The organism is Ruminococcus flavefaciens, assembly GCF_900108555.1.
GTDB lineage: Bacteria > Bacillota > Clostridia > Oscillospirales > Ruminococcaceae > Ruminococcus > Ruminococcus flavefaciens_P.
Map to the genome: position 1 here is coordinate 250398 of NZ_FNWV01000001.1, position 12001 is coordinate 262398.

The 12001-nt window shown below is 46.4% G+C and carries 5 protein-coding genes; 2 read left to right on the forward strand and 3 right to left on the reverse strand.

Annotation, left to right across the window (positions count from 1 at the left end):
• Window positions 1–6 precede the first annotated feature (6 nt).
• The 3 genes from BLW60_RS01065 to gltB are packed head-to-tail and all read right to left on the reverse strand — an operon-like array spanning window position 7 to window position 7321.
• A complete protein-coding gene (locus tag BLW60_RS01065) occupies window positions 7–1284 on the reverse strand; it encodes a glutamine synthetase family protein (protein WP_074714059.1) in 1278 nt (425 codons plus the stop codon).
• Between the two features lie 13 nt (window positions 1285–1297).
• Entirely contained in the window at window positions 1298–2782 is a 1485-nt protein-coding gene (locus tag BLW60_RS01070; RefSeq protein WP_074714060.1) for a glutamate synthase subunit beta, read from the reverse strand.
• 3 nt (window positions 2783–2785) lie between these two features.
• Window positions 2786–7321 carry a glutamate synthase large subunit gene (gltB, locus tag BLW60_RS01075; RefSeq protein WP_074714061.1) on the reverse strand — a complete coding sequence of 1512 codons (4536 nt, stop codon included), beginning with the start codon at window positions 7319–7321 and terminating at the stop codon, window positions 2786–2788.
• A 588-nt stretch (window positions 7322–7909) separates the two neighbouring features.
• On the opposite strand from gltB, the gene BLW60_RS01080 reads away from it, so the two are divergent.
• Window positions 7910–9508 carry a CTP synthase gene (locus tag BLW60_RS01080; protein WP_074714062.1) on the forward strand — a complete coding sequence of 533 codons (1599 nt, stop codon included), beginning with the start codon at window positions 7910–7912 and terminating at the stop codon, window positions 9506–9508.
• Window positions 9509–9647: 139 nt separating this feature from the next.
• Complete coding sequence (locus BLW60_RS01085) at window positions 9648–11735, forward strand: glutamine synthetase III family protein (protein WP_074714063.1); 2088 nt, start codon at window positions 9648–9650, stop codon at window positions 11733–11735.
• Window positions 11736–12001 lie beyond the last annotated feature (266 nt).

The window sequence follows — 12001 nt, forward strand, 5'->3', positions numbered from 1 at the left end:
CCTCCGTCAGAGACTGTAAAAATAATGTTTTTCCTCGAATGCTTCCTTATTATATGCGGAAGAATATTCTGCCCATTCTTCATGGCTGAATTTCAGCAGCACGTCAAGTATATTTGAAGGCACGTATTTTTTCACGAATTCAGAACTTTCCGTGCAGTTGATAGCTTCCTCAAGTGTGGAAGGTAGACGCTCTGTACCCTTGTTCTTTTCTGAAAGCGGAAGCTTTTCAACTATGCCGTCAAGTGCAGAATATATCATAAGACCGAGAACGAAATACGGATCACATACACAGTCCGCAGCACGTAACTCTATGCACGGATTATCGCTGTCGGGATTCATACGTATAAGCTGTGACCCCTCTTCGTCCGACCATATAATATCACGGGGAGCTGTGAACTCGCCCAGTCTCTCGTAGGAATTCACGTTTGAATTGGTAAAGAGAGTAAATTCACGGATATGCTTCATTATACCTGCTGCGGCATTTTTTATGATATCACCGCATTCGGAAGTTCTCTCCTCCATAAAATCATTGTCGGGAAAAACTGTAAAGCTTATATGCATTCCGTTTCCGCAGTCATCATGCAAAGGCTTTGGCATGAAGCTTGCGTGTACGCTATGAGATTCAGCAACTGATTTTACCGCAGATTTGAAACTGAGAAAAGTATCTGCCGCTTTGAGTGCAGATGAAGTATTGAAGTCTATCTCATGCTGACCGCAGCCGCTCTCGTGGCGTGAGGATACAGGATGTATCCCCATTTGCTCAAGTGTGAGACAAACATCACGGCGGATATTCTCTCCCCTGTCATCAGGAGCAACATCACAGTATCCTGCATAATCATGCGGAGTTTTAGTCGGGATACCTTTATCGTCCTTACGGAAAAGCGTAAATTCGCAAGATGTTCCGAAACGGAAGCAATAGCCTGCTGAAACTGCCGCTTTCATAGCCTTTTTAAGGAAGTATCTTCCGTCGCCCTCAAAGGGAGTACCGTCTGCATAACGTATATAGCAGAACATTCTTATTACTCTGCCCTGCTGAGGTCTCCACGGGAGAACTGTCATAGTCTGAGCATCAGGGAAAAGGAAAAGGTCTTTTCCGTTTGCAGCCTCAAAGCCTGCTATCTTCTTTGCTGTGATGCGTACTCCGCGCTCAAAGGTAACTGCAAGCTCTGATGAAAGGACAGAGATATTTTTCAGTCTGCCTTTCAGATCAGAGAATGTCAGTTTGACGAACTTAACATCATTTTCTTCTATATACTGCAATATCTCATTTTCTGAATATATCATTTTAGCCTCCGTATCATAGATTGGTGTAACCTATAAGGTATTCGTCCACCTCTGCCGCAGCGTCACGTCCTTCACGGATAGCACGGACTACAAGAGACTGTCCGATATGCATATCGCCTGCGGTAAATACCTTATCAACATCTGTAGAATGTTTGCCAAGTGCTGTTTTTACGTTTGTGCGCTGGTCAAGTGATACGCCGAATGCATCTGCAATATACTTCTGACAGCCGAGGAAGCCTGCTGCAATAAGACATAATTCGCATGGAATGATCTCCTCGCTGCCCTCTATTTCGTTCATGGTACGTCTGCCTGTTTCCGGATCTGTTCCAAACTGGAGCTTAACTGTTTTTATAGCCGACAGCTTACCGCTTTCGTCCTTGATGAATTCCTTTACAGTCGTGCAGTAGATACGCGGATCGTGTCCGAATACCGCGATAGCTTCCTCCTGACCGTAGTCCGTCTTGCATACGCGAGGCCACTCGGGGAAAGGATTGTTTTCTGCTCTCTCATCTGGAAGTTTAGGCATCATTTCAAGCTGTACCACGGACTTGCAGCCATGACGGACAGATGTGCCCACACAGTCATTACCTGTATCACCGCCGCCGATTATTACAACATTTTTGTCCTTTGCTGAAATGTATTTGCCGTCCTTGAGCTCGGAGTCAAGCAGGCTCTTTGTTGTAGCCTTGAGGAAATCCACGGCAAAGTATATTCCATCTGCGTCACGTCCCTCGGCTTTGACATCACGGGGATTTGCCGAGCCGCAGGCAAGTACAACAGCGTCATAGCCGCTAAGTATCTCATCAGCGGAAACATTTTCGCCAACGTTTGAATCAGTTCTGAACTCTACGCCCTCGGCTTTCATAAGCTCCACACGGCGTTCGATGATATGCTTTTCAAGCTTCATATTCGGGATACCGTACATAAGCAGTCCGCCAACACGGTCAGAGCGCTCGAACACTGTAACATTGTGACCGCGCTTGTTGAGAGTATCAGCTGCGGCAAGTCCCGAAGGACCTGAGCCGATAACAGCTATACGCTTGCCGCTTCTTACTGTCGGTATCTGAGGCTGCATAAGCCCGTTTGCAAAGCCGAACTCTATTATTGAATTCTCGTTCTCCTTAGTAGTTACAGGTGAATCATAAACTCCGCAGATGCAAGCCTTTTCGCAAAGTGCGGGACATACTCTCGATGTGAACTCGGGGAAGTTGTTGGTCATGATCAGACGGCTCAAAGCCTGTTCCTTCTGACCGTGATAAAGCAGGTCGTTCCACTCGGGAATAAGGTTGTTAAGCGGACAGCCTGACATCATTCCGCAGAGCATTTTTCCATTCTGGCAGAATGGTACTCCGCAGTCCATACAGCGTGAAGCCTGCTGGCAGCGCTGCTCGTCACTGAGCGGTACATGGAACTCATTAAAGTCCTTTATACGCTCAAGCGGTTCTTTTGCAGCTGTTTCAGTTCTTGTATATTCAAGAAATCCTGTTGCTTTTCCCATGGCTCACGCCTCCTTTCTGATGAGCTCGAATGCTTCTATCATAGCCTGTTCGCCGCTCATACCTGTTTTTTCAAGTTTAGTTACGGTCTTTTGTATCTTAGCATAATCGTGAGGGATTATCTTCTTGAAGCATGGCAGATAACGCTCAAAGTCTGCAAGTATCTGCTTAGCCTTTTCAGAGCCTGTAGCCTCTGCGTGTTCAGTGATGATAGCTTTGAGCTCGGCGATGTCCTCTTCCTCGGTAACAGTTTCAAGTGAAACAAGTGCCTTGTTGAGACGTGTGTAAAGATCATGCTCCTCATCGAGAACATATGCTATACCGCCCGACATACCAGCTGCAAAGTTCTTGCCTGTACGTCCGAGGATAACAGCACGTCCGCCTGTCATGTACTCACAGCCGTGGTCGCCCACGCCCTCACAGACTGCTGTAGCTCCTGAATTTCTTACACAGAAACGCTCACCTGCAACACCGTTGATAAATGCCTTACCTGAGGTAGCTCCGTAGAGTGCAACGTTTCCAACGATGATATTCTCATCAGCCTTGAATGTGGAAGCCTTTGGCGGATTCAGTACAAGCTTGCCGCCTGAGAGTCCCTTGCCGAAATAGTCGTTGCTGTCGCCGCTGAGCTCAAGAGTGAGTCCCTTTGGTATGAAAGCACCGAAGGACTGTCCGCCGCTGCCTGTACATTTAACTGTGAATGTGTCGTCAGCAAGTACGTTCTCGCCGTGAATACGTGTTATCTCTGCACCTGTAAGAGTTCCCACAGAACGGTCTGTATTCACAACGTCAATGGAAATAGACTTGGAAGTTCCGTTTTTCAGCGCACTTCCCAGCTTCTTTATTATAACACGGCGATCTATGGTGTTGTCAAGTTCAAAATCGTAAACATCCTCAGCATCGAAATGCTTTTTGCCGTCTGTAATGCTGTTTGCAAGTATATTTGTGAAGTCTATGTTCTTTTCAGCTGCACTGTCCTTTATACGGAGAAGGTCTGTGCGTCCAATAAGCTCGTCTACTGTGCGTATACCAAGCTTTGCCATATACTCGCGGAGCTCCTGTGCAATGAAGTGCATGAAGTTGATTATATACTCGGGCTTGCCGCGGAAACGCTTTCTAAGCTCGGGATTTTGTGTAGCGATACCCATAGGACAGGTATCGAGGTTGCACACTCTCATCATTACGCAGCCCATAGTTACCAGCGGAGCTGTTGCAAAGCCGAATTCCTCTGCACCGAGAAGTGCAGCAACAAGTACATCACGACCTGTCATAAGCTTGCCGTCTGTCTCTATGCGGACTCTTGAGCGAAGTCCGTTGAGCATAAGTGTCTGATGAGCTTCGGCAAGTCCCAGCTCCCATGGAAGTCCTGCATTGTATATCGAGCTCTTCGGAGCTGCACCTGTACCGCCGTCATATCCCGAGATAAGGATAACCTGTGCGCCTGCCTTTGCAACACCTGCTGCAACAGTTCCTATGCCTGCTTCTGATACGAGCTTTACTGATATGCGAGCCTTGTCATTTGCATTTTTAAGGTCGTAGATGAGCTGTGCCAAGTCTTCGATAGAATAGATATCGTGGTGAGGCGGAGGTGAGATAAGTCCAACGCCTGCTGTTGAATGACGTGTCTTAGCGATCCAAGGATATACCTTTCCTGAGGGAAGATGTCCGCCCTCGCCGGGCTTTGCGCCCTGTGCCATTTTTATCTGTATTTCCTGTGCGGAAACGAGGTACTCAGATGTAACGCCGAAACGTCCCGAAGCAACCTGCTTAATAGCTGAACACTTATCGGATTTAAGACGCTCGGAGCTCTCTCCGCCCTCACCGCTGTTTGACTTTCCGCTGATACTGTTCATAGCAACTGCCATGCACTCATGTGCTTCCTGTGAAATAGAACCGTATGACATAGCACCTGTCTTGAAACGCTTGCAGATGCTCTCTACAGACTCTACCTCGTCAAGGGATATCTCAGCAGCACTGCTGAAATTGAAATCGAGGAGACTGCGGAGCGTGAGTTCGTTGTCCTCACGGGTAAGAGCTTCGGAATACTTTTTAAATGTATCATAGCTGCCTGTCCATGCTGCCTGCTGGAGAAGATGAATCGTCTCTGGAGTGTAGAGATGCTCGCTCTTTCCGCTGCGGAGCTTATGGCTGCCTGCGCTCTTAACATCGCTGCTGACGTGGAGTCCGAGAGGATCGTAAGCTGCTGTGTGGAGAGCCTCTGTGCGGCGGCTTATATCAGCAAGTCCTATGCCGCCGATACGGCTGACAGTACCTGCAAAATAGCTGTCGATAAGCTCCTGAGAAATGCCCACAGCCTCAAAGAGCTTGCTGCCCTGATAGGACTGGATAGTGGATATACCCATTTTTGAAGCTATCTTTACGATACCGTGGAGGATCGCGCTGTTGTAGTCGTCCTCGGCAGCATAGAAGTCCTTGTCGAGAGAGCCGTCCTCAATGAGTGAACGGATAGTCTCGTGTGCAAGGTATGGATTAACAGCACAGGCACCGTAGCCTAAAAGTGCTGCAAAGTGGTGTACTTCTCTCGGCTCTGCACTTTCAAGTATCATAGCAACTGCTGTACGCTTCTTTGTTGAAACGAGATGCTGCTGGAGTGCAGAAACTGCAAGGAGTGAAGGTATCGGACAGTGATATTCATCAACATCTCTGTCAGAGAGTATAAGTATTGTAGCACCGTCACGATAAGCCTTGTCAGCTTCGATGAAAAGACGTTCGATAGCCTTGTCAAGTGATGTTCCGATGTAGTATGTTATGGGGATAACTGCACTTTTCATTCCCTTCTGATTAAGTGCTTTTATCTTGAGCATATCTGTCTCGGTAAGAATAGGATTTTCAATTTTCATAACATGGCAGTTCTCGGGACGCTCCTCAAGGATATTTCCGTCCTTGCCGATGTAAACGCTTGTGTCTGTAACGACTTCCTCACGGATAGCGTCAAATGGCGGATTTGTTACCTGTGCGAAAAGCTGACGGAAATAGTTGAAAAGCGGAGGTGCCTGCTTGTCAAGTGGCGGGAGAGGGATATCACTTCCCATGGAAGCAATTGGCTCTGCACCTTTTTCAGCCATTGGCAGGATAGATGTACGGATATCCTCATATGAATAGCCGAATGCCTTGTGAAGTCTTGCAAGCTCGTCCTTTGAGTAGGTCTGCACTCCCTTGTTCGGGATATGGAGATCGTGAAGACGAACGAGATTTGCGTCAAGCCATTCGCCGTAAGGCTGGCGTGAAGCATACATTGACTTTACTTCATCGTCCTCGATGATACGACCCTGCTTTGTATCTGCAAGGAGCATCTTACCCGGACGGAGACGATCTTTCTTAACTATCTTCTCAGGTGCGATGTCAATACATCCTGTCTCAGATGAGAGGATAAGGAAACCTTCACTGGTTATGCAGTATCTTGACGGACGGAGACCGTTTCTGTCAAGGACTGCTCCCATAACGTCACCGTCAGAGAAAAGTATAGATGCAGGACCGTCCCAGGGCTCCATCATTGTTGCGTAATACTGGTAAAAATCGTACTTTGCCTTTGAGATAGTCTTGTCGTTTTTCCAAGGCTCGGGAATAGTTATCATAACTGCCAGAGGAAGCGGCATACCTGACATTACCATGAATTCAAGAGCGTTGTCAAGTCTTGCGGAGTCCGAACCTTTAACATTGATCGCAGGAAGTATCCTGTGCATATCATTTTTCAGTGTCTCACAGGTCATAGTCTCCTCGCGGGCAAGCATCTTATCAGCATTGCCTGTGATAGTATTTATCTCGCCGTTGTGAACAATGAAACGGTTTGGGTGAGCCTTCTGCCAGCTTGGATTGGTATTAGTTGAAAAACGTGAATGTACCATTGCTATAGCAGATGTGAATTCATCACTCTGAAGATCAGCGTAAAATCTTCTGAGCTCATCAACAAGGAACATACCCTTATATACGATCGTACGGCTTGAAAGTGAGCATACATATGTGTCCTCGTTGGACTGTTCGAATTCGCGTCTTGCAACAAAAAGCTTGCGGTCGAAGTCAAGTCCCTTCTTACAATTATCGGGACGCTTAATGAAAGCCTGCATGATACATGGCATACTGTCAAGTGCCTTGTGACCAAGTATTGAAAATGAAGTTGGTACTTCACGCCAGCATACGAATTCCATGCCGTTATTATCTATTATCTTTTCAAAGAGCTTCTTTGCGCGATCACGTCTGAGCTCGTTCTGAGGGAAGAAGAACATTCCAACACCGAAGTCCCCTTCTTCTCCGATATCCTTGCCAAGCTTTTTTACTTCATTAATAAAGAAGCTGTAAGGCATCTGTACAAGTATTCCAACACCGTCGCCTGTTTTCCCCTCGGCGTCCTTGCCTGCACGGTGTTGAAGCTTCTCAACGATAGTGAGAGCATTTTCAACAACATATCTTGACTGTTCGCCATTGATATTCACTACTGCTCCGATACCACAGTTATCATGCTCAAAACGCGGACTGTAAAGTCCCTGCTGCTGGTAAGGAGCTTCCTCTCTAAAATTATCCATATCATTCACTAACCTTTCAATAATCCGAGCACCATTGATCGGATTATAATAAAAAGGACGCTTCAACAGACAGATAGCCTGCTAAAACGTCCTTGTTTCTTAACTATCTTATCACGTTAAAGCGGAAATGTCAATAGGTAAATCGCTAATTTTACCGTTTCGTTAAATTTCAACAGTTATTACACACTAACAACGTTTCAAAAATATGCGATACGACAAATTTCAAAAAAGCTATTGACAAATCTCTTGCAAAGGAATATAATTGCAATGTAAACAGCAAGGGAGCTGCGGATATGGGATCCGTAGCTCTTTTTTGTTATTAGTACTAATTCCATACACGAAGGGGTGTATGAAGTCTAAGGCTTCTGCACCCCTTTGATATTTATGCTGTAACAATTTAGAAGATAGTTTTATGGACTCTCAGACAATTTTACAACAACAGGCGAGGAAGGCTACAATACACTCCACGACTCTGCGGAGTGTGAAAAAGCATAAGCTGATAAGGGCGTTTGCGGACATCATCACACAAATCTCCCAGATGTTCGCAGACTGCCTTTCTCATAAATGTATTTCAAGGAGCATAAAAAAATGTCAAAGTTCATTTTTGTAACAGGCGGAGTCGTTTCGGGACTCGGCAAAGGTATCACAGCAGCTTCTCTGGGCAGACTTCTCAAACAGCGCGGCTATAAAGTCACCATACAGAAGTTTGATCCCTATATCAATGTAGACCCAGGTACTATGTCGCCGTTTCAGCATGGTGAGGTATTCGTAACCGATGACGGTGCTGAGACTGACCTTGACCTTGGTCATTATGAGCGATTTGTTGATGAAAACCTTTCAGTCCACTCAAATGTCACTACAGGAAAGATATACTGGAACGTCATAACAAAAGAGCGCCGCGGTGACTACCTCGGCGGTACAGTACAGGTCATACCACACATCACAAATGAGATAAAGGACAGAGTTTACAGTGCTGCAAATGAAGCAAATGCAGATGTTGTCATCACCGAGATCGGCGGTACTGTCGGCGATATAGAGTCCACACCTTTTCTTGAAGCAATTAGACAAGTCGGAACTGAACAGGGACGCGAAAATGTATGCTACATACACGTTACTCTTGTCCCCTACATCACAGGTTCTGAGGAACTGAAATCCAAGCCAACACAGCACTCCACCAAGGAGCTCCTTTCCATAGGCATTCAGCCAGATATAATAGTTTGCCGCACGGAAAAACGCATTCCAGATGATATGGCTGAAAAGATCGCACTCTTCTGCAATATCCGCAAGGAAGATGTTATCCAGAACCTGACAGCCCCGTCCCTGTACGAAGTTCCGCTGTGGCTTGAAGAAGAAGGGCTTGCACATTCCGTATGCCGTCATCTCGGTATTGCAGACAACGCTCCCGACCTGACAGAATGGACAGAAATGGTACACCGTGCAGAGAATGCACACAAGACAGTGACCATAGGACTTGTGGGCAAGTATGTTGAACTCCACGATGCATATCTCTCAGTCGCAGAAGCACTGCGACACGGCGGCATCATCAACGATGCGGCTGTTGAGATAAAGTGGATAGACTCCGAGAACGTAACTGCTGAAAACGCCGCTGATACCTTTAAAGACTGCAATGGTATCATAGTCCCCGGCGGCTTCGGTCACAGAGGAATTGAGGGAATGGTCGAGTCTATCCACTATGCGCGTGAGAATAAAGTCCCCTTCTTTGGTATCTGTCTCGGTATGCAGATGACAGTCATAGAATACGCACGAAATGTATGCGGACTTACAGGTGCTGATTCTGCCGAATTCGGAGAAACTCCCTACCCCGTCATCGACATCATGGACGAGCAGAGGAACATTTCCGAAAAAGGCGGAACTATGCGGCTCGGACTTTACCCCTGCAAGCTGACAGAGGGTTCAAGATGCCGCGAGATATACGGCGAGGAGCTCATATACGAGCGTCACCGCCACCGCTATGAATTCAACAATGCATACCGCAAGGTACTTACACAAAACGGACTCCACATAGCAGGTATGTCGCCTGACGAAAAGCTGGTCGAGATAGTGGAACTCTCAGACCACCCGTGGTTCATCGGAGTTCAGTTCCACCCCGAATTCAAATCACGTCCAAACAAACCGCAGAAGCTCTTTGCGGACTTTATAAGAGCTTCGCTCTTAAATAATGCATAATTCGGAATTAGGAATGCGGAATTAATGGTATCGCCTTACGGCGATAAATTGAAATATTATTTCATCTATTCAAATATATCCGAGTAAGCGGACACAACAATTCCGAATTCCGAATTATAAAAAACTGGAGGAAATAAAAATGGAAAAGATAACAGAGTATTTTGGTTCAATGGTATTCGATGAGAGAGTCATGAAAGCTACACTCTCCGAAAAGGTTTATAAGTCACTTAAAAGAACTATCGACAGGAGCACTCCCCTTGATATCTCAGTTGCAAATGCAGTAGCAGCTGCAATGAAAGACTGGGCTATCGAAAAAGGCGCAACTCACTACACACACTGGTTCCAGCCAATGACAGGCGTTACTGCCGAGAAGCATGACAGCTTCATCACTCCTGCTCCCGACGGCAGAGTTATCATGGAATTCTCAGGCAAGGAGCTCGTCAAGGGCGAGCCTGATGCTTCATCATTCCCGTCAGGCGGACTTCGTGCAACATTTGAGGCTCGCGGATATACAGCATGGGATCCTACTTCCTACGCTTTCATAAAGGACGGCACACTCTATATCCCTACAGCATTCTGCTCATATACAGGTGAAGCACTCGATAAGAAAGTACCTCTTCTCCGTTCAATGGAAGCTATTAACAAGCAGGCAATGCGTGTACTCAAGCTCTTCGGAAACGAGGGCGTAAGAAGTGTTCGCACATCAGTAGGTCCTGAGCAGGAATACTTCCTCGTTGACCGTGAGATGTGGAAGAAGAGAAAAGACCTTGTAATGACAGGTCGTACACTCTTCGGTGCAATGCCGCCAAAGGGTCAGGAAATGGAAGATCACTACTTCGGCTCTATCAAGACAAGAGTCGCAGAATATATGGCTGACCTTGACAAGGAGCTGTGGAAGCTCGGTATCCTCGCTAAGACCAAGCACAACGAAGTTGCTCCTGCACAGCACGAGCTTGCTCCTATCTACAAGACTACAAACATTGCTGCTGACCACAACCAGCTCACAATGGAAGTTATGAAGAAAGTTGCAGAGCGTCACGGACTTGTTTGCCTGCTTCACGAAAAGCCATTCGAGGGCGTTAACGGCTCAGGTAAGCACAACAACTGGTCTATCTCTACAGATACAGGCGTAAACCTCCTTTCACCAGGCGAAACACCTTATGAGAATGCACAGTTCCTGCTCTTCCTTGCAGCTGTTATCAAGGCTGTTGACGACTATCAGGATCTGCTGAGACTTTCTGTTGCTACCGCAGGCAACGATCACCGTCTCGGTGCAAACGAAGCTCCTCCTGCTATCATTTCTATCTTCCTCGGCGATGAGCTCACAGCTATCCTCGAAGCTATCGAGAACGACAAGCCATACGGCGGCACTGCAAAGGAAAAGATGAAGCTTGGCGTTGATGTGCTTCCTCAGTTCAGCAAGGACACTACAGACCGTAACCGTACATCTCCTTTCGCTTTCACAGGAAACAAGTTCGAGTTCCGTATGCTCGGTTCATCAAACAGCATCTCCTGTGCAAACATTCACCTCAATGCAGCTGTTGCTGAAGTATTAAAGCAGTTTGCTGATAAGCTCGAAGGTGCAAAGGACTTCAACAAGTCACTCCACGACCTCATCAAAAAGACTATCAAAGATCATAAGCGTATCATCTTCAACGGCAACGGCTATGATGATTCATGGGTAAAGGAAGCAGAAAAGCGCGGACTTTCAAACCTCAGAACTACAGCCGACTGTATGCCTAAGATATGCGACAAAAAGAATGTTGATATGCTCATATCACATGGCATATTCACCGAGGCTGAAATATACTCACGCTGCGATATCATGCTTGAAAACTACGTTAAATCCGTAAACATCGAGGCTCAGACAATGGTGGATATGGCTCGTAAAGAGATAATCCCTGCTGTTGCTAAATTCGCTGCTGATACAGCTTCCGCTGTTGCAGTAAAGAAGAGCGTATCAAAGGCTGCCTGCAAGTATGAAACAAAGCTCGTTGAGGAGCTTTCAGTACTCATTGACAAAATGGACGAAGCAACCACCGAACTTGAAGGCACAGTTTCAAAGCTCAAGACTAGCGGTGCTATAACAAAAGAATCCGAATATGTACGCGACAAGATGATACCTGCAATGGATAAGCTTCGTGCAGCTGCCGATAAGGCTGAAACAATGACTGCCGAAGATTACTATCCATTCCCTGCATACGATAAGCTCCTCTTCGGAGTATGATAAAAATTTGTTCCCCCCTCGCTTAATTATTTTTATGACTTCAAAAGTGCAGTTCAACAAAAATGTTTCTATTAGAGTTTTTATTGGACGAAAATAGCAAAATACCGAGCCTGAAATTATGGCTCGGTAATTTTTTTCACGCACTCTCCCCAAATACGTGCTTTGTAGGAGACATTTTCTCCCACATTTGCCTGACAATAAACTATTTGCAATCAAAACTACTGAGGGTAATTTCAACTCACACGCCCGCGTGGGGCGTGACGGGA

Coding starts and splice junctions, on each gene's coding strand:
- BLW60_RS01065 (WP_074714059.1), bottom strand. CDS start 1,284: ATGATATATTCAGAAAATGAGATATTGCAGTATATAGAAGAAAATGAT.
- BLW60_RS01070 (WP_074714060.1), bottom strand. CDS start 2,782: ATGGGAAAAGCAACAGGATTTCTTGAATATACAAGAACTGAAACAGCT.
- gltB (WP_074714061.1), bottom strand. CDS start 7,321: ATGGATAATTTTAGAGAGGAAGCTCCTTACCAGCAGCAGGGACTTTAC.
- BLW60_RS01080 (WP_074714062.1), top strand. CDS start 7,910: ATGTCAAAGTTCATTTTTGTAACAGGCGGAGTCGTTTCGGGACTCGGC.
- BLW60_RS01085 (WP_074714063.1), top strand. CDS start 9,648: ATGGAAAAGATAACAGAGTATTTTGGTTCAATGGTATTCGATGAGAGA.